The 22,820-nt window shown below is 64.1% G+C and carries 20 protein-coding genes, 3 pseudogenes and 1 riboswitch; of the genes and pseudogenes, 6 read left to right on the forward strand and 17 right to left on the reverse strand.

Features of this window, described 5'->3' with window-relative positions:
- Positions 1–56: 56 nt before the first annotated feature.
- Positions 57–2,597, forward strand: coding sequence for an FUSC family protein (locus tag HWY30_RS11470; protein ID WP_090804101.1), 2,541 nt, complete (start codon positions 57–59; stop codon positions 2,595–2,597).
- Between the two features lie 19 nt (positions 2,598–2,616).
- On the opposite strand, the gene HWY30_RS11475 is transcribed toward HWY30_RS11470, so the two are convergent.
- Together HWY30_RS11475 and HWY30_RS11480 are read right to left on the reverse strand one after the other, a co-directional pair.
- The gene (locus HWY30_RS11475) at positions 2,617–2,826 is read right to left on the reverse strand and encodes a hypothetical protein (RefSeq protein WP_090804099.1); all 210 of its coding nucleotides are present in this window, start codon (positions 2,824–2,826) and stop codon (positions 2,617–2,619) included.
- Positions 2,827–3,112: 286 nt separating this feature from the next.
- Positions 3,113–3,598, reverse strand: coding sequence for an Lrp/AsnC family transcriptional regulator (locus HWY30_RS11480; RefSeq protein ID WP_090804098.1), 486 nt, complete (start codon positions 3,596–3,598; stop codon positions 3,113–3,115).
- 139 nt (positions 3,599–3,737) lie between these two features.
- On the opposite strand from HWY30_RS11480, the gene HWY30_RS11485 reads away from it, so the two are divergent.
- On the forward strand, positions 3,738–4,406 hold the full coding sequence (locus HWY30_RS11485) for a cysteine dioxygenase family protein (protein ID WP_090804096.1): 669 nt from the start codon (positions 3,738–3,740) through the stop codon (positions 4,404–4,406).
- A gap of 31 nt (positions 4,407–4,437) precedes the next feature.
- Here HWY30_RS11485 and HWY30_RS11490 read toward each other — a convergent pair whose 3' ends face one another.
- The 4 genes from HWY30_RS11490 to HWY30_RS11505 all read right to left on the reverse strand — a co-directional run bounded on the left by HWY30_RS11490 (position 4,438) and on the right by HWY30_RS11505 (position 9,193).
- Positions 4,438–7,242 carry a mechanosensitive ion channel family protein gene (locus HWY30_RS11490; protein ID WP_090804094.1) on the reverse strand — a complete coding sequence of 935 codons (2,805 nt, stop codon included), beginning with the start codon at positions 7,240–7,242 and terminating at the stop codon, positions 4,438–4,440.
- A 118-nt stretch (positions 7,243–7,360) separates the two neighbouring features.
- Positions 7,361–8,008, reverse strand: a complete 648-nt coding sequence (locus HWY30_RS11495) for an NAD(P)-dependent oxidoreductase (protein ID WP_090804093.1) — start codon at positions 8,006–8,008, stop codon at positions 7,361–7,363.
- 180 nt (positions 8,009–8,188) lie between these two features.
- Positions 8,189–8,638: an Rrf2 family transcriptional regulator gene (locus HWY30_RS11500; protein ID WP_090804091.1), complete on the reverse strand. Its 450-nt coding sequence runs from the start codon at positions 8,636–8,638 to the stop codon at positions 8,189–8,191.
- Positions 8,639–8,728: 90 nt separating this feature from the next.
- Complete coding sequence (locus HWY30_RS11505) at positions 8,729–9,193, reverse strand: BCAL1086 family glycoprotein (protein WP_167368673.1); 465 nt, start codon at positions 9,191–9,193, stop codon at positions 8,729–8,731.
- 214 nt (positions 9,194–9,407) lie between these two features.
- Between HWY30_RS11505 and HWY30_RS11510 the strand changes: the two are divergent.
- Both HWY30_RS11510 and HWY30_RS11515 read left to right on the forward strand, forming a co-directional pair.
- Positions 9,408–9,590: pseudogene (locus HWY30_RS11510) on the forward strand (SDR family NAD(P)-dependent oxidoreductase); the annotation flags it as partial.
- 173 nt (positions 9,591–9,763) lie between these two features.
- On the forward strand, positions 9,764–10,087 hold the full coding sequence (locus HWY30_RS11515) for a hypothetical protein (RefSeq protein WP_090804088.1): 324 nt from the start codon (positions 9,764–9,766) through the stop codon (positions 10,085–10,087).
- A gap of 42 nt (positions 10,088–10,129) precedes the next feature.
- Here the strand turns inward: HWY30_RS11515 and HWY30_RS11520 are convergent, their stop codons facing one another.
- Entirely contained in the window at positions 10,130–11,887 is a 1,758-nt protein-coding gene (locus HWY30_RS11520) for a sensor histidine kinase (protein ID WP_090804087.1), read from the reverse strand.
- A gap of 431 nt (positions 11,888–12,318) precedes the next feature.
- On the opposite strand from HWY30_RS11520, the gene HWY30_RS11525 reads away from it, so the two are divergent.
- Both HWY30_RS11525 and crcB read left to right on the forward strand, forming a co-directional pair.
- Positions 12,319–13,506, forward strand: a complete 1,188-nt coding sequence (locus HWY30_RS11525) for an ammonium transporter (RefSeq protein WP_090804085.1) — start codon at positions 12,319–12,321, stop codon at positions 13,504–13,506.
- Positions 13,507–13,583: 77 nt separating this feature from the next.
- Positions 13,584–13,645: riboswitch (Fluoride riboswitch) on the forward strand.
- Between the two features lie 72 nt (positions 13,646–13,717).
- On the forward strand, positions 13,718–14,098 hold the full coding sequence (gene crcB / locus HWY30_RS11530; protein WP_090804083.1) for a fluoride efflux transporter CrcB: 381 nt from the start codon (positions 13,718–13,720) through the stop codon (positions 14,096–14,098).
- A 68-nt stretch (positions 14,099–14,166) separates the two neighbouring features.
- Here the strand turns inward: crcB and HWY30_RS11535 are convergent.
- From HWY30_RS11535 to urtB, 10 genes and pseudogenes are all read right to left on the reverse strand, one after another.
- A pseudogene (locus HWY30_RS11535) lies at positions 14,167–14,340 on the reverse strand (ubiquinone-dependent pyruvate dehydrogenase); the annotation flags it as partial.
- A 23-nt stretch (positions 14,341–14,363) separates the two neighbouring features.
- Positions 14,364–15,620, reverse strand: a complete 1,257-nt coding sequence (locus HWY30_RS11540; protein WP_167368636.1) for an acyltransferase family protein — start codon at positions 15,618–15,620, stop codon at positions 14,364–14,366.
- 422 nt (positions 15,621–16,042) lie between these two features.
- A pseudogene (locus tag HWY30_RS11545) lies at positions 16,043–16,337 on the reverse strand (IS6 family transposase); the annotation flags it as partial.
- A 91-nt stretch (positions 16,338–16,428) separates the two neighbouring features.
- Positions 16,429–17,454 carry an aliphatic amidase gene (locus tag HWY30_RS11550; protein WP_090804078.1) on the reverse strand — a complete coding sequence of 342 codons (1,026 nt, stop codon included), beginning with the start codon at positions 17,452–17,454 and terminating at the stop codon, positions 16,429–16,431.
- A 72-nt stretch (positions 17,455–17,526) separates the two neighbouring features.
- On the reverse strand, positions 17,527–17,862 hold the full coding sequence (locus HWY30_RS11555) for an FmdB family zinc ribbon protein (protein ID WP_090804077.1): 336 nt from the start codon (positions 17,860–17,862) through the stop codon (positions 17,527–17,529).
- A 25-nt stretch (positions 17,863–17,887) separates the two neighbouring features.
- Entirely contained in the window at positions 17,888–19,126 is a 1,239-nt protein-coding gene (gene fmdA, locus HWY30_RS11560; protein ID WP_090804075.1) for a formamidase, read from the reverse strand.
- Positions 19,127–19,178: 52 nt separating this feature from the next.
- On the reverse strand, positions 19,179–19,868 hold the full coding sequence (urtE, locus tag HWY30_RS11565; protein WP_090804074.1) for an urea ABC transporter ATP-binding subunit UrtE: 690 nt from the start codon (positions 19,866–19,868) through the stop codon (positions 19,179–19,181).
- A 20-nt stretch (positions 19,869–19,888) separates the two neighbouring features.
- Positions 19,889–20,632, reverse strand: coding sequence for an urea ABC transporter ATP-binding protein UrtD (urtD, locus tag HWY30_RS11570; RefSeq protein ID WP_090804072.1), 744 nt, complete (start codon positions 20,630–20,632; stop codon positions 19,889–19,891).
- A gap of 3 nt (positions 20,633–20,635) precedes the next feature.
- Positions 20,636–21,802: an urea ABC transporter permease subunit UrtC gene (gene urtC, locus HWY30_RS11575; RefSeq protein ID WP_090805691.1), complete on the reverse strand. Its 1,167-nt coding sequence runs from the start codon at positions 21,800–21,802 to the stop codon at positions 20,636–20,638.
- Positions 21,803–21,855: 53 nt separating this feature from the next.
- Positions 21,856–22,773, reverse strand: coding sequence for an urea ABC transporter permease subunit UrtB (gene urtB / locus HWY30_RS11580; RefSeq protein ID WP_090804070.1), 918 nt, complete (start codon positions 22,771–22,773; stop codon positions 21,856–21,858).
- Between the last annotated feature and the right edge of the window lie 47 nt (positions 22,774–22,820).

Genomic DNA, 22,820 nt, shown 5'->3' on the forward strand with positions numbered 1-22,820 from the left:
AGTTTCGCGCTGTCTTTCCAACTACGGTTTTCTCGGTGAATGGATTCAGGTAGTCGATGCGCTATTCGGTCGAAATAAGAAAATTCCTTTATAGCCAGTATTTTTATGGCGGCCTGCGCATCGCGGTCGGCGTGTCGTTACCGGCCATCCTGTGCCTGATCGTGTTTCACAATCGTGACCTCGGCTTCACGATCGCGACCGGCGCGCTCGGCGCCTGCGTCGTCGACATGCCGGGCCCGCTCAAGTACAAGCACAACGAGATGCTGGCCTGCTCGGTGATCGGCTTTCTGTCCGCGCTCGCCACCGGCCTCGCCACCGTCAATCCGCTCGCGCTGTGGTGCACGGTCGTGCCGCTCACGTTCGTGCTGTCGCTAATCGTCGTGTACGGCAATCGCTGGCCGCAGATCAGCTTCGCGACGCTGTTCATGATGATCATGACGCTGGAGGAGCACTTCACGCCCTTGCAGGCGCTCGTCAACGCGTCGTGGATCCTGCTCGGCGGTCTCTGGTACACGTACTGGTCGACCTTCGTGAGCCGCTGGATGATGCATCGGATCGAGCAGCAGGCGCTCGCCGAAAGCGTGTTCGCGTGCGCGGACTATCTGCTCGCGCGCGCCGCCTTTTACGATCTCGACAACGATCTCGACGAGTGCTATCGCAACCTCGTCGACAAGCAGATCTCCGCGGTCGATCGCCAGGACGCCGCGCGCGACATCGTGCTGCGCAATCTGCTCAAGTTGAAGCGCGGCAAGCTCGAACCACGCCGCGCGATGCTCTACAACCTGTTCATCAATAGCGTCGATCTGCACGAGCTGTTCGTCGGCGCGCAAACCGATTACCCGCTCGTGCGCAGCACGTTCGGCGGCTCCGATCTGCTGGTGTTCTATCGCGATCTGATCCGCAAGGCGGCCGAAGATCTCGAGGAGATCGGCCTCGCGGTGCTGCAGGACCAGGCGCCGCGCATGCGCGTGAACGTGAAGGCGGAATTGCGCGCGATCGAGTATGAAATCGAACTGATGCGCAAGCAGGAGCTGCCGACGCAGAACCCGGAGGCGTATTCGGCCGTGTCGTCGAATTTCCGCCGCATCTGGAGCGCCACGCGGCTGATCGACAAGATGCGCCGAAGCCTTGCCACCGAGCCGAGCCCGACCGAAACCGAACTGCGCATCGACCAGGCGCTGAGCCGTTTCGTGTCGAGCCGGCGCGTGCCGTTCGGGCAGATCCTGTCGAATCTGACAATGGCCTCGCCGAGCTTTCGACACGCGTTGCGCGTGACGATCGCGGTCGCCGTGGGCTTCTGGCTCGGCCGCCTGCTGCCGCTCACGAACGCGTACTGGATCGTGATGACCACCGTGATCATTCTGAAGCCCGGCTACTCGCTGACCAAGCAGCGCAACGGGCAGCGGATCATCGGCACGCTGATCGGCTGCGCGGCGAGCATCGCGCTGACCATCTTCGTGAAGGAGCCGCACATCCTGATGGTCGTGATGTTCGCGTCGATGGTGATGAGTTACAGCCTGCTGCTGTTCAACTACACGGCGAGCGTCGTGTTCACGTCATCGTATGTGCTGCTGCTGTTCCATCTGCTCGCGCCGGGCAGCATGCGCATCATCGGCGAGCGCGCGATCGACACCGTAGTCGGCTGCGCGATCGCGATCGCGGCGAGCCACCTGTTCCCGTACTGGGAGTACCGCTTGATGGGCAAGCTCGTCAACAACATGATCAGCGCGACGCGGCAGTATCTCGAAGCGAGCTGGTGGTGGAGCGGCAAACCGGCCGCGGCGGTGGTCGCGGCCGTGACCGAAGCGGGCGCGCGCGCGCCGGCGGCGGCGATGGCGGATCCGGCGATCGGCTTTGGCGGCCCGGCGCTCGCCGTCGCCGTCGCCGGCTCCGGCTCCGGCTCCGGCGCCGGAGCCGAAGTGGCGGGTGGCGTCGGTGCGCGCGGCGCTGGGCGCGCCGGCGTGGCACAGCCGGTCGCCGACGCCAATGCCGAGGCGAACGCGGGCGAGGCCAGCCATGACACCACCACGATCCGCAACGCGACCGCGCGCCCGGCAAGCGGTGCATCGGTCGCCGCTGCCGCCGCGGCGACCGCGCTCGACCGCGATTACCGTTATCGGCTCGCGCGCAAGAACGTTCACGTTGCGTTCGCGAATCTCGGTCAGGCGTTCCAGCGGATGATGCTCGAACCGAAGTCCGCGCAGAAGTTCGTGCCGGAGTTGAACGGTCTGCTGGTGCGCAGCCATGTGCTCGCGTCGCAGATCACGGCCGCCGCGCCACTGTTGCGCACTTCCGCGCAACAGCAGCACCAGGTCGAGGATATCTCGCTACAGCCGCTGCAGCGCGCTTTGAGCCTCGTGCGCGACAACCTGAGCGCCGCCGAAGCCGGCACCGCGTTGCCCGCCGAGCAGGGCGAGCAGATCAAACTGATGAGTCGCGAGCTCGATGCGATGGTCGTCGAAACGGAGAAATCGCCGGACTATACGGCCGATGCCGTGCATGACACGAAGCTGCTCGCGCATCAATGCAAGCAGATGCTCGCGGCGTCCGCGCAGATTCGCAAAGACGCGAGCATGATCCGGCTACCGGAGGAGTGAAGCAGGAAGCGCGCGGGCGTTATTGCGCGGCGCCGCTCGCCGGTTTCATCGCGGTGGCCGCCGCGGCTGCCTGCGAAGCCACTGGCGGCACCTGCGTGGGCTGGCTGTCGAACTCGTGCTTTTCGCGGATCGCGTTATAGAACAGCGTGGCAATCACCAGCAGGATCGCCACCACGATAAAGACGGAGATGCCAAAGGTCGGATTCTTCTTGCGCGGCGGTCTGGTCATGAAGCGGGCTCGATTCGCGAAGCAGTCGCGGATGGGTCGGAGAAGGCGGCATTCTACGCCCAGTGGGCTTGCACGCGGCTTGCAGCCGGGGGAGCAGCATGGATGCGCTGTGGCGCGTTTACTGTCGAGGCAGCAAGCGGCGCTCCTGACGGCACGCGGTCTGCCTCGTGTCGCTGCTGGTGATTTTGGTCTGTGCTCTCCCGTCGCCTTAAATGCATCGACCCCGTCGCCATCGTAGCGAACCCGTGTTCCGTTCGTTCGTCACCGCCCCATCGCATGTCGCGCGTCAGCCGTTATTTGTGACAGTCACAGCCGGCCGCACCGGCAACGCCGTCGAATACTTGATCTGCTCCATCGCAAAGCTCGAACTCACGTCGTACAGCGGCACGGCCGTGATCAACTGTTTGTAGATCCGGTCGTAGTCGTCGATATCGGAGACCACCACGCGCAGCAGATAGTCGGTCTCGCCGCTCATCCGGTAGACCTCGACCACTTCGGGAATATCGCGCACCGCCTGCGTAAATGCGGCGGCCCATGTCTCCGTGTGCTGATTCGTCCGCACCGCCACGAACACCGTGGTTCCGACCCCGAGCTTGCGCGCGTCGCACAGCGCCACCTGCGCGCGAATCACGCCCGCCTCCTTCAGGCGCTGCAGCCGCTTCCAGCAAGGCGTCTGTGACAGGTTCACGCGCTGCGCGAGTTCGGCGATCGGCATCGTCGCGTCTGCCTGCAGCAATTCGAGCAGCTTCCGATCGATGATATCCATACTCATACCACCCACCCCTCATAGGAAATTATTCTACTTTTCTGACGGCCGAGGGAATTATATGGAAACTCTTTCTCCGGGCAAACCGGTATAAATATCGATACCGAAAATTGCCGAACAGCAGCACCCGCGCTGCAATAAAACCATGAGCGACGACCTTCGCGCCACCGCTTTCGAGCACCTTCCCGACTACCTGAAGTCGCTGCCGGACCCGGCCCGACTTGAAGCGGCCGCGTTACCGACACAAACGCTGGGCGAGATCGGGCGCACACCGCTCGAGCGCCTGTGCGAGACGCTCGATGCGATGTTCGAAGCCTGCGCGAAATTTCCGGAACCGTCGCATTCGACGTTCTTCGCGCGCACCATGCGGCTCGCGCTCGCCGAGGCGGCCGCGGACCCGGCGCTGCTCGCACCGATGCAACGCGAAGGTTCCGCCGACACCTATCGGCGCCATCTGCTCATCGCCGATCCGCAAGGCCGCTATGCGATTGCCGCGCTGGTCTGGCAGCCCGGCCAGGCGAGCCCCGTGCACGCGCATCACACCTGGTGCGGTTACGCGGTGGTCGAGGGCAAGCTGAGCGAAACGGTCTTCGAATGGGACGACGCGCATCAATGCGCGAGCGCGCTGCGCGCTCAGACGCGCAAACGCGGTGCAGTGTCGTTCGTGCGCGGCGGCCGTGCTGCGATTCATCGGCTTGGCAACAGCAGTGATGCGCCGGCGGTGTCGCTGCATATCTATGGCGTCGAAGGCGCGCGGATCGGCACGCACGTGAACGACATCGTGCGCATGGCCGACGCGGCGGAGATGGTTTGACGGTTGCACGGCCCCCAAACACACCCCCGCCTCAATTCTTCCCACCCACATCACCCGCCGTCGGAATCTGCGGCGGAATCGGCGCGGTCTGTCCGGTCGTCGGCGGCGCCGGACGCGGTTCGTGCGACACGTCACGGGCGGGCGCAAGCGGCACCTGTGTCGACGCGCGCGCCGACGGGCCAACGACGCCCACCTCATACTCAGCTTCGCGCGGATACTCGTGCGGCCCTTCGCGGTCTCTTTCGCGAGCGGGTTCACGCGCCCTTTGATGGGTTTTGCCGCGCTCGCCGTCCCGCGCCCGCTGCTGCGCCTCGCCATGCGCATGCCGGCTGTCATCGGCACCGGCATTCACAGGCGCGACGAACCCGGTCATCTCATCGTCGCGCAGCGGCTCGCCCTCGCTATCTTTCGACGATGTGTACACCCGCATCTGCGCGACCGGAATCTCGATGCCGGCCTCGTCCATCTTGCGCTTGAGCCGCAAATTGAACGCGCGCGCGACGCTCCATTGCTGCAGCGGCCGCGTCTTGATCTGCCCTTTGACGACCATCCAGTTCGGATCGAAGCGGTCGAGGCCCCACACCTCGATCGGCCCGAGCATCTCGCGCCGGTAGCGGAAGTCGGCCATCAGCTCCGCGCCGACTTCGCGGATCAGCTGCGTGATCTCGTCGACATCGGTCGAGAACGACATGCGCACCTCGAACACCGCGTACGCGAAATCGCGCGACAGGTTCTTCACGATCTTGATCTGCGAGAACGGAATCGCGTGGATCGCGCCCTGCCCGTCGCGCAGCCGCACGGTGCGGATCGACAGATGCTCGACCGTGCCCGCATGCCCGCCATCGACGTCGATCCAGTCGCCGACCGAGATCGTGTCCTCGATGATGATGAAGAGCCCGGTGATCAGGTCGGTCACCAGCGACTGCGCGCCGAAACCGATCGCCAGACCGATCACGCCCGCGCCCGCGAGCAGCGGCGTCACGTTGATGCCGAGGTTCGCGGCGGTGACGATCCCACCGATCGTCATGATCGTGACGAGCAACACGTTGCGCACCAGCGGCAACATCGTGCGGGCGCGCATGCTCGGGCTGCGCGCCTTGTTGCGCGGGCTGCCCGGATTGAGCGTCTCGGTGATCGCGGTGTCGACCAGAATCCACAGCAGCCACGCGATGAACACGGTGGCGACGATCGCCGTCATCGCATGCGCGACGCCGCGCGCCGCCACGTTCCTCTCGATCACCGCGGCCAGCGACACCCCCCACAGACGCGCCGCGGATTCGAAGAAAAACAGCCAGATGAACAATGTCAGCAAGGTGCCGCAAAAGCGCAGCAGCCGCGTCAGATACGGCGAGCGGCGCCGCGCGCGGGCGCTGCGCGGCCGCGTCATGCGCAGCACGATCGCCGACAGGAAGAACGCCAGCACCAGCAGCAGCGCGGTGACGATCGAGATCTGCAGCACGTTTTCGCTGGAGCCGGAGCCGCCGAGCGTCGCGACCACCGACGCGGTCGCGAGCACCAGCACCGGCACGTGCCACAGCGCGGCGAGCACCTCGAACGCTTCGGTCGCGGCCTTGTGGTCGTTGCGCTGTTCGTACGGCCGGTTGCGGATCAGATGCGCGACCGGCCGGCGAAACGCGAGCGCGAAATAGCCGGTCAGCACGGCGGCCGTCATGTTGGCCGCGGTCGAAATCAGCGCGGCGAGGTTGGTGCCGAGCTGATGCTCGACGTCGTAATTGACGGCTGCGTCGCCGAGCGCGCCGCACACGCCGATCACGAACAGCACGCGGCGCGCGTGATCGATCAGCAGACGCACCGCGACGCGGCGGTGGCCCGAGCCGAACAGCGAAAACATGATCAGACAGATCGCGGAAAACACCGCGCCCGCGACGATCGCATACGCGACCACCATGCCGAGCGTGCGGCCGAGCGAATCGGGCATCGCGCGCATGAACAGCAGCGCCGCGATGAACGCGATGATCCACGGACCGACGCGGCGCAACGCGAAGATCAGCAGCTCGCGCGTGGTGGGATTGGGCCGCAGCACCAGCTCGACACCGAAGCGCCGGTGCAGCCGTTGCTGCAGATAGATCAGCGCGCCGGCACAGGCGCCCCAGCCGGCCAGCATCCCCAGCATCGCCAACAGGATCGTGCCGACACCCTCGTGTCCCTGGCCCGAGACGATCGTGTACAGCTCGTTGCCGGCCGCGGTCATGCGCCCGCTCCAGTAGCGCACCGGCGTGCGGCCCTGATGCACGTCGGATTCGAACGACGCGATGCCCGAGGCGATCGCGCCGAGCAGGCCCGGGCTAGGTTGCGCGGACGCGGGCGCAGGTGGCCCGACGGTTTGCGCGGCGCTTTGCGACACGTCGCGCAGCTTTTTCAGCTGGGCAACGAGCGCGCTGCGCTGGCGGTCGTTGTCGAGCGTGGCGATCACGCTGTCGAGCGAGCGCGCCAGCTCCGCCTGGCTCGCGGGCGACGGCGCCGACGCCGCCTCGGGCGCCGACGCCCCCGATGCCGCGGACGCAGGCGTCGCGTTCACCGTCGCGCTGTTGATCAGGCTCTGCAATGCCGGGATCACCGGCGTGCCGCCGCCGACCGCGGGGCCCGCGGCTTGCGCCATGCGCGGCAGCGCGCCGAGGCACAGAATCAGCGCGGCGCACAGCAGCGCGGCAAACCAACCGACGGCATCTGTGCTCGCGCGCGGGCGGGCGTCGCCGCTGGCCGTGTCGCGAGCGGTGTGAGCGGAGGAGAGATGGGGGGCGCTGAGAATCGCCGGCTGCTGCCCGCCGCCAGACGGCGCAGCCTCGGACTTACGCCGCGACGGGCATGACTGCATGGCAATCCGTGAGAAAACGGCAGACGCCAGTGTAGCCGCAGTTTCGCCCGGCGCGGCCGAACATGCGTAACCGAATGTTAGTACGCTTGCGCGGCCGGCGAATTCGAACCGCCGCTCGTCAGTACGCGACCGTCGCGATCTGGCGGATGAAGCGGCCCTGCTCCAGTTCGTCGACGAACGCGATCGCGTAGTCTTCGGCCGAAATGCGGCTATTGCCGTCCGCGTCCGCAATCAGCGTGTTCGCGCCCGTGCGGAACTTGCCGGTGCGCTCGCCCGGCGCGATCAGCGCGGCTGGCGCGAAGAACGTCCAGTCGAGATCGGTCACGCCGCGGTAGTACTCGAAGGCGTCGCGGTGCGCGAGTGCAATACCCTTGTACGCGTCCGGAAAGCCGTCGGTATCGACCAGTTGTTTGCCCGGTGCGACTTCGAGCGAGCCCGCGCCGCCTACCACGACGACGCGCTTCAGCCCCGCCGCGCGCACCCCCTCGACCAGCGCGCGTGTCGCTTGCGTCAGGGCGGCGAGATCGCCCTGCGGCGGCGCATACGCGCTTGCGACCACGTCCTGACCGCGCACCGCCGCGCCGACGCTCGCGGCGTCGAGCAGATCGGCCTGCGCCGCATGCAGATTCGCGACGCCGGTCGGCACGCGCGCCGGATCGCGCACCAGCGCCGTCACCTGATGCCCGCGACGCGCGGCTTCCGCGGCAATCCGCGAACCGATCATGCCAGTCGCGCCAAACAGGGCGATCTTCAGTTGCTTGCTCATATCAGCGTACTCCTCAGGTTGTCTTATATGTAACTTTTATAGTTACATATAACGAGAAAAAAAGCGGGGCGCTCACCCCGTTCCTTTGTTTGGCACGCGTGCCGGAATAGTTCGACCCGCGCCCAACGACACTGCGCTTCTATCGTTCACCGCCGACGCGTCTTGCGCGCGAAGACACGCTCAAGCACGGCGCTTGCGCTCGCGCTGCTTCTCCGAGCGGACCACGTCGGCGGTCGCGTCGGCGAGCGTGCGCGCGGCCAGCGCCGCTTCCATTGCCTGCTGCGCTTCGTCGATGATCCCGCTCAACACGCTCTGGATATTGCGCCCCACCATGCACGCTGGATTTGGCTCCTCGCGATGCAACGCGAACAACTGCGCGTCTTCCACCGCGCGATAGACCTCGAGCAACGTGATCCGTTCCGGCCGCCGCGCAAGCAACGCGCCGCCACCGGCGCCCATCTGCGAGGTGGTGAGGCCGGCGTCGGAGAGCATGGTCAGAAGCCGGCGAATGAGCGCGGGATTGGTGTTCACGCTGCCCGCAATCATCTCCGACGACAACGGCACGCCGCCCTGTAGCGACAACAGCGCGAGCACATGCACGGCAAAGGCAAACCGGCTACTCGTGTTCACGGCAGATCCGTCCCGAAACGACAATGTGTAACCATCGTAATTACATATAATGCTAATGTCAAACGGCGAAACCGGATCGAACGGCGCGAGTCATTTATCCATCTGCTTCTGCGCGTCGGCGGAGTCGGTCGATGCAGTCGACGAAGCCGACGCGCCCGCATTCTGCGCCGACCACGCCTGCAGCTTGCGCCCCGCCGTTTCGAGGCCCTGGCCCGTGATCGACGCGGCCTTGCCGAGCTGCGCGTTGGCCGCGCTCGCCGCGTTCTGCAGGTTGGCCTGCGCGCTCGACGCGAGCGCGGCGGGGTCGATCTTGAGCGACGGCGCGGAGGCCGAGTCGAGGTTCTGTTGCGCGGCGTCCTTGGTCGCATCGACCTGTTGGCCGACGTAGCTCGCGGCCTGATCGAGCTTCTGACCGGCAAGCTGCGCGGCGTCGTTCAGCTTGCCCGCGACCTGGCCGGCCGACGCGTCGTTCTTCTGGCACGCGGCCAGCGCGCCGAACACGAGGACCACGACCGCCGCGCGGTGCAATAACGATGAGGAAACAGATGAAATCATGATCTGGAAGGAGCCGCGTCGGGCGGCTCGCACATGCGAAGACGTGCCCATGATACCGCCGTTGCGCGGCGCGCCCGCTTCGGATCGCCCCGGCGAGTTGGTCGCGGTTCTGTCGAACCTGATGGAGCTGACGTCCGCGCGATTCAAAAGGCGACCCTTCCCTCAACGATCGTCTTCGGCGCGCGCTTCTTGCCGCGGCAGTATTGCGAAGCCCACGCTCGCTGTATCGCCGACCATGCGCGCGAACCGCTCGGGCCACGTGATCAATGTTCCATCGATTGGCGGCTATCGTGCCGCGGCGGGCTTTGGCGTGTATTCGTCGACGAAGTTCGCCGTCGAAGGCATCACGGAAGCGTTGCATGCCGAGTTGAGACCGCTGGGCATTCACGCGACAGTCGGCACGCGGATCGCGCACCGAGTCCCGAGACCACGTGCAGCAACGAGCGTCGACTTGCAGCGGCGCTCGCCTCAACATCGCTCAACAGCGCCCCACAATTCAGAATCTTCCGACTGTTGCAGGCGAAACACCTCCCTATAGTGTCGCGGCTGCTTTTGGGGAGTGCTGTTTCGATGAAACTGATCGACTGGATCGTCACCCTCGTCATCATGCTGATGGCGATCGTTTTTTTCTGCGCGCGCCGGCTGCCCACCTGGTCGCACGACACCCGCGCTCGGCATATGAAAGGGACCCGTTTGCTGATGCAGGCCGCGTGTGCACTGTGGGCGGCGCTGCTGGGTGTCACGCACGGCCTGTTTGCCGTCGAGGGTCTTGCCGGCATTCGGCCAACACCGGCCGAAACTTTCGCCGGCATCGCCGTGCTGCTGGCATGCGGTTGCTACTGGTCGGTGCGCGGCAGAAGACTGCTGAAGCCGCGGCGGATTTTCGCCGGTTGATGCGCGGGCGAGCGCCATCCGCGCCGCACGATCGAGCGCCCCCTACCGCGTGCTGATTCCTCGCACCGCGTCGATCGAACGCGCGGACGACCCGCTGCCTGCGCCCAAGCCTGGTCCCGCAGCGCCCGGCACACTCTGACGCGCACCGCGCGCCGCCGGAGCCGGACCCGCCGCGGCGAGCGCAGCCGCGCCAGCCGCGGCCGGTTTCGCGCCCGCAGCACCCGCCTCTGGCAGCGACAGATAGAACGTCGTGCCTACCCCCTCCTTCGATTCCGCCCACACGCGGCCGCCATGTCGCTCGACCATCCGCCGCACGAGCGCGAGGCCGATGCCCTCGCCGGCCGCGGCATTGCCGTGCAGCCGCTGGAACGCGGTGAACAGGCGCGGCAGCGCGATCGCCGGGATACCGAGGCCGTTGTCGCGCACGTAGAAGATCCGCAGCGAATGCACGCCCGGCGGCGCAGGCGTCGTGCCGATTTCGACGCTGCCCTCGCGCGCCGGGTCCAGATAGTTGACCGCGTTGCCAATCAGGTTTGCGAAGATCTGTTCGAGCGCGGTCGGATCGCCCCATACCGCGGGCAGTTCGCCGACCGTCACGCGCGCGCGCCGCGCACGGATCGAGCCCTGCATCGCATCGACGACACGTTGCACGATGTCGCGCACATCGACATTCTGGCGCCGGTACTCGACCCGCCCGACCCGCGACAGCCGCAGCAGCGCGTCGATGATGTGCGACGCGCGCAGCACCGCGGTCTGCAGATAATGCAGCGCCTCGCCGATGTCCTCGTCGACGATGCGCTCGATCCGCTCGCGCGTGCTGATCGCGAGCGACGAACCGCGCACCGCGTCGCGCAACTCGTCGCTTGCGCGAATCAGCTCCCTGGAAAATCCCTGCAGGTTCACGAGCGGCGCGCGCAGGTCGTGCGACACGCTGTAGATGAACATTTCGTTTTCCTGGGTTTGCTGGTGCAGCGTCTCGTTGCTGTGCGCGAGCTCGGCGGCGCGCCGCTCGAGGTCCGCGTGAAAGCGCGCTTCGATGCGCTCGGCTTCGAGCAGTCGGCGGCTCGTCTCGTGCAAGGTCAGATCGAGCCGCGCGATTTCATCGCTACCCGCGCCGAGCGGCGCGAGCGGCTCGTTGCCGGCGAGCCGGCCCGCGTTGTCGGACAGCAGCGCGAGCCGGCCGCGCACGCCGCGCGTGAACATCCAGACGGCGAGCGCGACGAACAGCAGCGAGCCCAACGCGGCCGCGACGATCAGCGTCTGTTCCCGTTCGCGCACGGCGGCGACGGCATTCGAGCGCGAGCTATCGAGACGGCGCTCCTCGGCCTGGAACGCGCTCACCTCCACACGGAAATGATCGAGCACGTCGGCCCGGGTGAGATCGTGAAAGCGCGCGAGAATCTCGCCGGTCCGCCCGGCGTGCAGCATGTCCTGGATCCGGTCGGACCACTGGCGGTACGCCTGCACCGCCTGGCGCACCTCGGCCACGCGCTCGACCTGCGCCGGATCGTCCGCGACGAGTTCGGCGAGCTCGTCGATGCGCCGGTCGACGTCTATCCATACCGCGATCGGGGTGGTGAAATGCGCGTCGTTGGCGAGCACCGCGCCCCGCAGCGCGACCGATTCGGCCAGCACCGGATCGAGGATCTCCGTGGTCTGGCGCAACACCTCCTCGCTATGCATCGTCCAGCGCTCCGCCATCGTCGCATCGGTCTGGGCCTTCACAACACCGGAGAGCAGCGCGAGTTCGAAAACGGCCGGGATCGCGATCAGAAGCAGGCCTTTTGTGGTCAGTCTCATGCGTGCCCATGTGAGGGGTTGGCCGGTGGATCCTGGACGGGGTCGGCACATTATGTCGGCGTTTGCGCGGGAAAAGAAAGAGGGACACGAACGCGTCGACGGCAGCTTCTGCCGTTCGCGCACAGTGCGCCAGAAATGGGCATCGACACGGCCGGCCAGCATCTCGCTGCGTCAGGATGCCGAATGAAAATGTAATTTAAATCGAATATTTCGCCCTCGTCCGGGTCAATCTGCGCAAGGGCGTCGATTTATGCACTTGTATGGTGCTCTTCCTCTCTGTTAAGGTGCATGACGCGCTCGGCGGCGCATGACTCAGAACCCACCGGATACCCATCCCGGTGCCCGATTGCACCGTGTCGACGCGACCAGCACAGCTTTGGCCCGCTTCTTGCTGACATAGCGCACTTTTTTGGCATAAGCGGGACATATCGATGGAAAGTCTGAAATACGGCGCCGATACCGAGTTTCTTTTGATCGGCGCCGCCATGGTGCTGGCGATGCACGCGGGATTCGCCTTCCTGGAGCTTGGCACCGTGCGCAAGAAGAATCAGGTGAATGCGCTGGTCAAAATTCTGGTGGACTTCGCGGTCTCGACGATCGCGTACTTCTTCATCGGCTACACGATCGCATACGGCGTGCAGTTTTTCGACAGCGCGGCGACGCTCGCCCAGCACAACGGCTATGCGCTCGTGCGCTTTTTCTTCCTGCTGACGTTCGCCGCCGCGATCCCCGCGATCGTGTCGGGTGGCATCGCCGAGCGCTCCAAGTTCAATCCGCAGCTGTTCGCGACGTTCGTGCTGGTCGGTTTCATCTATCCGTTCTTCGAAGGCATCGCGTGGAATGACCGCTTCGGCATCCAGGACTGGCTCACGCAGGCTTTCGGTGCGCCGTTCCATGACTTCGCGGGCTCGGTGGTGGTGCACGCGTTCGGCGGCTGGGTCGCGCTGCCGGCCGTGCTGCTGCTCGGCGCGCGCCACGGTCGCTATCACCGCGACGGCGGTATCGCCGCGCATCCGCCGTCGAACATTCCGTTTCTCGCGCTCGGCGCATGGGTGCTGACGGTCGGCTGGTTCGGCTTCAACGTGATGAGCTCGCAGACGCTCGACAAGATCAGCGGCCTCGTCGCGGTCAATTCGCTGATGGCGATGGTCGGCGGCACGCTGAGCGCGTGGTTCGCGGGCCGCAACGACCCGGGCTTCACGTACAACGGCCCGCTCGCCGGGCTCGTCGCGGTGTGCGCGGGCTCGGACATCATGCATCCGCTCGGCGCGCTGGTCACGGGCGGTATCGCCGGCGTGCTGTTCGTCTACATGTTCACCTGCGTGCAGAACCGCTGGCGCATCGACGACGTGCTCGGCGTGTGGCCGCTGCACGGGCTGTGCGGCGCATGGGGCGGCATCGCGGCCGGGATCTTCGGCATCCATTCGCTTGGCGGGCTGGGCGGCGTGTCGTTCGCCTCGCAGGTCATCGGCACGCTCGGCGGAATCGTCGTGTCGGGGCTCGGCGGCACGGTCGTGTACGGCGTGATCCGCATGACGGTCGGTCTGCGCCTCGACCAGGAAGAGGAATACAACGGCGCCGATCTGTCGATTCACAAGATTTCGGCAACGCCGGAGTGAACGAAGGCGGCGCTCGCGGGAAACGGGACAGGCGCGAATCACACGCCTGTCCCCAAATGCGCGCGCCGATGTTAGACTTCGCGGCTGGAGATGGCATTCTCCATTAACCGCCCTTGGGGCTGATGATGCCTGCTACGCCCGGTTATGCGGACGCGGCATCAACTCGCCCGCATCAACCGGTCTGTCGACATTCCGGTTTCGATCCTCTTCCATGTATTGGTCTTTTCTCGCTGTCGCGATTGGCGGCGCACTCGGCTCGCTGTTTCGCTGGTTCCTCGGCTTTCGACTTAACCCGGTCTTTAGCGACCTGCCGCTCGGCACGCTCGCCGCCAACGTGATCGCCGGCTACCTCATCGGCGTGGCGGTCGCGGGCTTCGCGCGTGTGCCCCAGCTCACTCCGGAATGGCGGCTGTTCGTCATCACCGGTCTGATGGGCGGGCTGTCGACGTTCTCGACGTTCTCCGCGGAGGTCGTGCAACGTCTGCAGGACGGCCGGTTCGGCTGGGCGGCGGGCGAAGTGGCGATTCACCTGAGCACTTCGCTGATCATGACGATTCTCGGCATCGCGACGGTTTCGTTGCTGGCGCGCTGAGGCGCACACGTTGGAGGATCGCGGACGCGGGCTCGAGCCGTTGGCAATCGGGCTAGCGCCCGTTTGCATCTGAGCTCGGTGCGAGCCAGCTCGACGATCTCGTCGCCGCGTCCGTTCAATATCGCACGCAGCATATAAAGGCTGAATCCCTTCGCATGGGCAAGTTCGACCTTCGGAGGCATGGCAAGCTCATGCTTCGATGCGATCACATCGACGAGTGCGGGACCGGGATGCGCAAACGCCTGCACCTGGCCGGCAGCGCGTCTCACTGTGTCTTCGGCACCGACGTCGCAGGCAGCGGCGCGGGCCGCGCTGCGTCCCAGCGACTCTTCAGCACGCGGCGCAGCCTGGTCCTGAGCGGCAACACGACCCGCTCCTGAAACAGCACCGACATCACCAGCACCAGGATCAGATAGACCGGATAGGCGGAAAAATGCACGGGCACCTGGCTTGCCGCCACCCGGCAAACATGCGGTCGATGCACGCATGACAACAGCGAATACGGAATGCCAAGCAGCTTCTGCACTTTGAGAAAGCCGATAAATAGCGGGTATTGCAGCGCGAAGATCGACAACGAAGCGTTGCCGAGCCGTCTCGTCCAGGCGGCCACGCGCGGCGACGCGTTTTGCAGTGTGCTCGCGCAAACAAAAATCACCGCGACTTGCGCGGGCAAGAGTGCGCCGTTGTGAAGAAGTACCTCCCACGAACGCATTCCTGCCGTAAACAGAAAAGTGGCGCCGATGAAAAGTGCCCCTGTAGCGGCGAATATGATCCACCGGCAACTCGCGATCATGCCGGTAATGCTTTCGACGTTCGCCTCGAATATCCCGTAAGCGAGAATGCCCGCCAGAAACTCCGGAAGCCGCACCAGCGGATTGGTATGCAACACACCGATCGGCCACCCCTGATACCAGCCGCCTGCAACGACGATCACGGCCGGCAACAGGCTGGCGCCCCACATCGCCATCAGCATCGTGGACTTCCAGCGCATCGACAGCAGGCGTGGCGCGAGCGCAGGAAACGATAAATAGAAAAAAAACAGCGTCGACAACGACCACGACGGAATGTTGAATGACAGATAAAAGGGATTCCAGGCCTGCAATAACAGGATCTGTAAAACCGCATTGACCGCCACTTCCACACCGCTCATGGTGTGCACAATCGGCGGTGCTGAATCGAGGTTGCTCAGTTCGGTGTCGAAGGGATGGGAATTTACCGCCATTAATGCAACGCTCAGCGCTAGCGTAACGATGTGAATGGGATAAATATTGCTAAAACGGTTGATAAAAAACTTCGATGCTGAAACCTTCATCGCTTCGCCAGTTTTCTTTTCCACCGAAACGTGCGATAGAATGAATCCTGACAGAATAAAGAAGATACTCGTCGCGCAGCCACCGAATTTGAAGAAGTCGGCCATTGGCATCGCCCTCGCCTCGGGGTAAATGACGAGCGTGTGGAAGACGACCAGATAGCAGGCCAGCAGGAACCGCAGGATGTCCAGCCCCGGGAGCATCGCCTTCATTTTGTTTTCCTTTTTCTTACATGGAAATATCGCTTCATTGCGTTTCCTTTCATTTTTATATTCTTTGATTTTTAAATTGAAAGCATTTACGCGGCTCGATATGCGGAGCATGATTCATGGAGGCGCGGCAACCGGTATGTGCGCTTCCGCACCAATTGCAGCTGCAAAAAAACCCTGTGTGCGAAGATCGCCCGAAACCAGCGCGCGCGTCTCTCCGCCCGCCATCCCGTTAATGAGAAAACAGTGACAAAATAAATGCGCAGAGCTGCGATGTAAAAAAACGCAACCAATAGGCGACCAGCAGTTCTCGCGTGACGTCTTTTGCGCGAGGCGGCAGTTTCTTAAGATTTCACCTGAGCGCTGCTTAATGCGCTGTCACGTTGCTGAGTCCATGACGACATATCGGCAAGGACAGTCGTGTCTCAGAACACGGTGGACGGAGCTTGGGCAACGCCGGTGAAGAGACGCCACCCTTCAAATCGCGCGGCGAGCTGTTTGCGATAGAGCGAGGCGCTCAGCAGATGACTGCGTGCGTTCGGGCAAGCGAAACCCTCGCATCCGGCGCTCGCGTTCACGCGGGGGTTGATGGCTGTTTTCAGCGCGGTTGTTCACGCGCGCGCAGGCCTTGACGAACACGTGCTTCACATTCGCCAGCTCAGGGATCTCTGTTTTCGCGGCCGGGTAGCTGCGAACCGCGTGGCTGATGACTGACGCCGGGAATCGATGGCCATGGTAGAGCGATTTCGTCTTCTTCATCACGTCATCGTAGCTGACCAGCGCGCGTGACAACGCCCGGCGAACCCAATCCTCACGCCCCGTTCGGAATCCCTTCAATCGGACACTCCGGCGTCCCTGGCGTCGGGCGCGTGAGTGCTTCGACGCGGCGGCGCGTGCCGTCGGGGTCTTCGATCCAGTCGCGATAGAACCCAAACGGACAGGCCGCCACGCCGTTCGCGCCGTCGCCCGAATTGATCGTGCCCGTGTACCCGCGGTGCAGAAGTTTGTATAGATGGTTCTGCGACTGCATCGTGCGCCGCGCGTCGCGGATCATGCTCAGCGAGAGCTCCGCGTACTGCACGCCCATCTCCTCCTCGCCGCACTCGCCGAGCGTGCGCCCGTCGAAACCCACGATCGCCGAGTGACCAAAGTACGAATACACGCCGTCCCAGCCCGTGGCATTCGCCACGGCGACGTAAGTGTTATTCATCCACGCCATTGCCTTAGCCACCATCACCTGCTGCTCCTTGGCCGGATACATGTAGCCCTGGCAGCGCACGATCAATTCCGCGCCGTTCATCGCGCAGTCGCGCCAGATCTCGGGATAGTTGCCGTCATCGCAGATGATCAGGCTGATCTTTAAACCCTTCGGCCCATCCGTCACGTAGGTACGATCGCCCGGATACCAGCCTTCGATCGGCGTCCAAGGCATGATCTTGCGATACTTCTGCACGATCTCGCCGCGATTGTCGATCAGCACAAGCGTGTTGTACGGCACCTTACGCGGATGTTCTTCGTGACGCTCTCCCGTGATCGAGAACACCCCCCAGACGTTGGCCTGGCGGCACGCCGCCGCAAATATTTCCGTCTCCTCGCCCGGCACCGTCGACGCCGTATCGAACATCTCCTGCCGGTCGTACATGATGCCGTGCGTCGAATACTCGGGAAACACGACGAGATCCATGCCAGGTAATCCCTGCTTCATGCCGACCACCATGCCGGCGATGCGGCGCGCATTGTCGAGCACCTCCGCCTTCGTATGCAGACGCGGCATCTTGTAGTTGACCACCGCGACGCCCACGCAATCGTTGCTGCTCGAAATATCGCCATGTCGCATGACATATCCTCCTTAAGTCCCTCAGATCGCAGGCGGACTTCGGGCCGCCCGCTCCGCTTCAGCACACGCTCACTAGTGGCTGATCATCCATGGTCGTCCTGCCGGCCGTTTGAGTCCGTCCGAAGCCGATCCCGCGAGCTTCGCGCTGCCACCCGAGCAGCAACTGCATCCCGCCCGATGACGCAACGGCGCCCCGTCACCGGACTGGCGCGGCGCGTGCTGCGCGCGCTCGTTCGTTGCGTGCGCGGAGCGCCGTGTATTCGCCATCAAGGCTAGCGACGGCGCGCTGATCACCCGGCCACTCTCCCCTCCGCACTCGGGACAGCGGCAAGGCTTTTCGCGGTCCGCCATGCGCCGCATGACGGAAAAGGGACCGCAACTCACGCATTCGAAGTCGTAGATCGGCATGACAAGCTCTCCTGGTAGCGTTGGCTCAGACGTTCGCCAGATCCGGCGAGCATGGCAAATCCACACCGCCCTTGATGTGCTGGATGGGCCCATCGGCATTCGGGCGAATGTCGAAGTCGAAGATCTGCGTCGGCAGCCACAAGGTCGCGCACGCATTGGGAATATCGACCACGCCGCTGATATGCCCCTGCACCGGCGCACAACCGAGCAACGAATACGCCTGCGCGCCCGAATAGCCGAACTTCTTCAGATACTCGATCGCGTTCAGACAAGCCTGGCGATACGCGACCGTCACGTCGAGATAATGCTGAGCGCCCTGCTCGTCGACCGAAATGCCTTCGAAAATGAGGTAGTCGTTGTAATTCGGCGTGATAGGACTCGGCTGGAATATCGGATTGCGAATTCCGTATTTCGCCATGCCGCCCTTGATCAGATTCACGCGCATGTGTACCCAGCCCGCCATTTCGATCGCGCCGCAAAACGAGATCTCGCCGTCGCCCTGGCTGAAGTGCAGATCGCCGACGGAAAGTCCTGCGCCATCCACGTAGACGGGGAAGAACACCTTCGAGCCGCGCGACAGATCCTTGATGTCGCAATTACCGCCGTGCTCACGCGGCGGCACGGTGCGCGCCCCTTGCGCCGCCGCCTTGTCACGCGCGTCGCCCGTGAGTTGCCCCATATGCGCTGTCGCGGCGAACGGCGGATTCGCCAGCGGCGGCACGCGCTCCGGCGCGGTCGCGATCAGGCCGGTTTCGCGTGCGTTCCAGGTTTCTAGCAGTTTCGGATCAGGCAGGCATCCGATCAGGCCGGGGTGAATCAGACCCGCGAAATTCACGCCTGGAATGTGGCGCGAATTCGTGTAGACGCCGTGAAAATCCCAGATCGACTTCTGCGCGGCAGGAAAATGGTCGGTGAGAAAACCGCCGCCATTGGACTTCGAGAAAAATCCGTTGAAGCCCCACTGGCTCTCGGACTTCGCACCGATGTCGAGCAGGTCCACGACCAGCAGATCGCCGGGTTCCGCGCCATGCACGCCGACCGGGCCGGACAGAAAATGGACGATCGACAGATCGATGTCGCGCACGTCGTCGGCGCTGTCATCGTTCTTGATGAAGCCGCCGGTCCAGTCGTAGGTTTCGAGGATGAAGTCGTCGCCGGGCTTGACCCAGCAAGCCATCGGAATATCCGGGTGCCAGCGGTTGTGCACCTGCGTGTTTTCGTAGGCCGGCTGGTTCAGATCCACCTTGATGAGAGTCTCGGGCATTGCGTTCGCTCCATGGTTCGAGGGTCAGTAAATGCGGTTCGGTGCGCCGCACTCATACCGAGAGGTATTCGCGGATGCGGTCGGTGTCGCCTGCATCGCGGGTGCTTTGATGGACGAAGCGGCCGCCTTCGATCACGAAGAGCCGGTCGGCGACGTCGAGCGCGAAGCTCAACACCTGCTCGGACACCACGATGGCGATGTTGCGGCTCGTGCGAATCTGATTGAGTGCCTTCGCGATGTCCTTGATGACGGACGGCTGAATGCCCTCGGTAGGCTCGTCGAGCAGCAACACCTTCGGATCGGTCGCGAGCGCGCGCGCAATCGCGAGCTGCTGTTGCTGGCCGCCCGAGAGGTTGCCGCCCTTGCGCCGTCGCATGTCGAACAGCACGGGAAAGAGCGCGTAGAGATCGTCGGGCACGAGCTGGCTGCGCGCCTTTTCGAGGCCCGTCTGGATGTTCTCCTCGACGCTCAGCGACGCGAAGATCTGCCGGCCTTGCGGCACGTAGCCGATCCCTTTCACCACGCGCCGGTAGCTCTCGTCTTTGGACACGTCGGCGCCGCCCACCCGCACCGTGCCGCGATTGGCGGGCAGCATGCCGATGAGCGCCTTGAAAAGCGTCGTCTTGCCCATGCCGTTGCGGCCCATCACAGCGACGCTTTCGCCGTTCGCCACGGAAAATCCGATGCCGTGCAGCACCTCGCTCTGGCCGTAGCTGACCACGAGATCGTCGACTTCCAGCATGATGTGTTCTCCGTGTAAATTCAGTGGCCGAGATAGACATCGATCACGCGAGGATCGGATTGCACCTGCGCCATCGGCCCTTCCGCGAGGATCTTGCCTTGATGCATGACCGTGACCTTGTGCGCGATCCGCTCGACGAAGGCCATGTCGTGCTCGATCACGATCATCGAGCGATTGCGGCAAATGTGATCGAGCAGTTCCGCTGTGACTTCCCGTTCGCGCGCGCTCATGCCTGCGATCGGTTCGTCCAGCATCAGGAGTTCGGGGTCCTGCATCAGTAACATGCCGATTTCCAGCCACTGCTTCTGGCCGTGCGACAGCAGCCCGGCTTCGAGATCGAGCGAAGCGGCAAGACCGATCTCATCGGCTACCGCACGCACGCGGTCGGCCACTTCGGCATCCTCGCGATAGGCGAGCGCGCCGAACACGCTGCGTCCGCGCGGAAACGACACTTCGAGGTTTTGCGCGACGCTCAGGTTTTCGTAGATCGACGGCGTCTGGAACTTGCGGCCGATGCCCTTGCGCACCCGCCGGAACTCGGCGAGATTCGTGATTTCCTCGTTGCGGAACTTGATGCTGCCGGCGGTTTCCCTGGTCTTGCCGCAAATCAGATCGAGCAGCGTCGTTTTGCCCGCACCGTTCGGGCCGATCACGACGCGCAATTCGCCGCGCTCGAGATAGAGGTTCAACGAATCGATCGCCTTGAAACCGTCGAACGACACGCTCAGATCTTCGATCGCAAGCAGAAAGTCAGTGTTGCTCATGCGTCAGATCTCCTTGTTCGCTGCGCCGAGCCACCGGCGGATACGCGGCCGGGCATGCTCTTCGTAGAGACCCGCGAGCCCGTTCGGAAAGGCCATCACCACGCCGATGAACATCGCCGCCATCAGATAGAGCCAGAGATTAGGCAGGCTCTCCGAGAACCAGCTTTTGCCGAGGTTGACGAGAATCGCGCCACACACCGCGCCCACCAGTGACATGCGCCCGCCGACTGCGGCATAGATCACCATCTCGATCGACGGCACGATGCCGACGAACGACGGTGACATGAAACCCACCTGCAACGTGAACATTGCGCCACCGACAGCCGCGAGCAGCGCCGCGAGGCAGAACGCGAACACCTTGAACATCGCGACGTCGTAACCGGAGAAGCGCACGCGGTCCTCCTTGTCGCGCATCGCGAGCAGCAGCGTGCCGAGCTTGCTGCGCTGGACCCAGCGACAGGCGAGCAGCGCGCCGATCAGCAGCACCGCATTGACGAAATAAAGAACCAGCTTCGCGTGGTCGGTGCGGATGTCCCAGCCGAGCAGCGTGCGCAGATCGGTGATCCCGTTCACGCCACCCGTATATCCTTGCTGGCCGATGATCAGCACCGAAAGAATCAAGGCGACCGCCTGCGTGATGATCGCGAAGTACACGCCGCCCACCCGTCGCTTGAACATCGCATAACCGACGACGAACGCGAGAGCCGTAGGCACCACGAGCACGGCGAGGATCGAGAACGGTAGAGAATGAAACGGCCTCCACCACGTAGGCAGCGCGGTGAGCTGATTCCAGTCCATGAAGTCGGGAATGCCGGGCGTGGTCTGCGTGTGGGTGGCGGCCGGGTCGGACGCCTCGAGCTTGAGGAACATCGCCATCGCGTAACCGCCGAGGCCGAAGAACACGCCTTGTCCGAGGCTGAGCACGCCGCCGTAGCCCCACGCGATCACGAGGCCAATCGCCACGAAAGCGTAGGTGAGGTACTTGCCCATCAGGTTCAAGCGAAACGTATCCAGCACAAGCGGAAACACGACAACGATCAGCACCGCGAGTATCGCGATGCCCACGTAACCCGACGCGTCGAGCCGCATCGCGAGCGCGCGCCAGCCTCCCGGCGCGCTGGGACCGGATCGCGGGGAAACGCTCCCCGCCACGGCTTGGATGGGTTCCATGTCCATCTCCATACGAATTAATCAGTGAATGAGCCGTGCACGGCGCCCCGCACTCACACGCGCCGCACCTTCGACGCAAAGAGTCCCTGCGGACGCAGCATCAGGATCACGACGACCGTCAGCAGCGTAAGAACACGTGCAATCGAACCCGACAGGAAAAACTCGCTGATCGACTGCATCTGCGCGATGCCGAACGCCGAGGCCACGGTGCCGAGCAGGCTCGCCGCGCCGCCAAAGGTGACGACAAGAAACGAATCGACGATATAAAGAGAACCGCTGGTGGGTCCGGTCGAGCCGATCGCCGTGAACGCCGCGCCCGCCACCCCCGCAATACCGCAGCCGATCGCGAAGGTCATCCGGTCAGTGCGCCGCGTGTTGATGCCGGCAGCGTTGGCCATGGGCCGGTTGGCAACCGTGGCACGCACGCGCAGGCCCCAGCGCGAGCGGTAGAGCGCGAGCAGCAGTCCACCTGTCATGACCAGCGCGAGTCCCATCACGAACATGCCGCTGACTGGAATATCCAGGCCTGGCGCTGGCTCCCAGGAGCCCATCAGCCAGTCGGGCAGCGCAGGACTCACTTCCTTCGGCCCGAACGTCGAGCGAAACACTTGCTGCATGCCGAGACTCAGACCCCAGGTAGCGAGCAGCGTGTCGAGCGGACGGCGGTATAGATGGCGGATCAATGCCCATTCGGCGAGCCAGCCCGCCGCGAACGCGAGGCCGAACGCCGCGACGATCGCGAAGAAAAAGTACACCGGCGTGAACGCGTGCCAGACGTTCTGCGAGAACCACGAAAACATGTAGACGGTATAAGCGCCGATCGTCATGAATTCACCGTGCGCCATGTTGATCACGCCCATCTGGCCGAAGATCACGGCGAGCCCAAGCCCCATCAGGAGCAGAACGCTGAACAGGCTCAGACCGGCGAAGCCCTGCATCAGCGTGATGTTGAAAATGTCGGTGGCGGACATCGAGCGCTCCTCGCGCGGCGGCGCGTTGCGTCGCCGCGCAGCTGCGG

The sequence above is a fragment of the Paraburkholderia tuberum STM678 genome (genome assembly GCF_902833905.1).
Classification (GTDB): Bacteria; Pseudomonadota; Gammaproteobacteria; order Burkholderiales; family Burkholderiaceae; genus Paraburkholderia; species Paraburkholderia tuberum.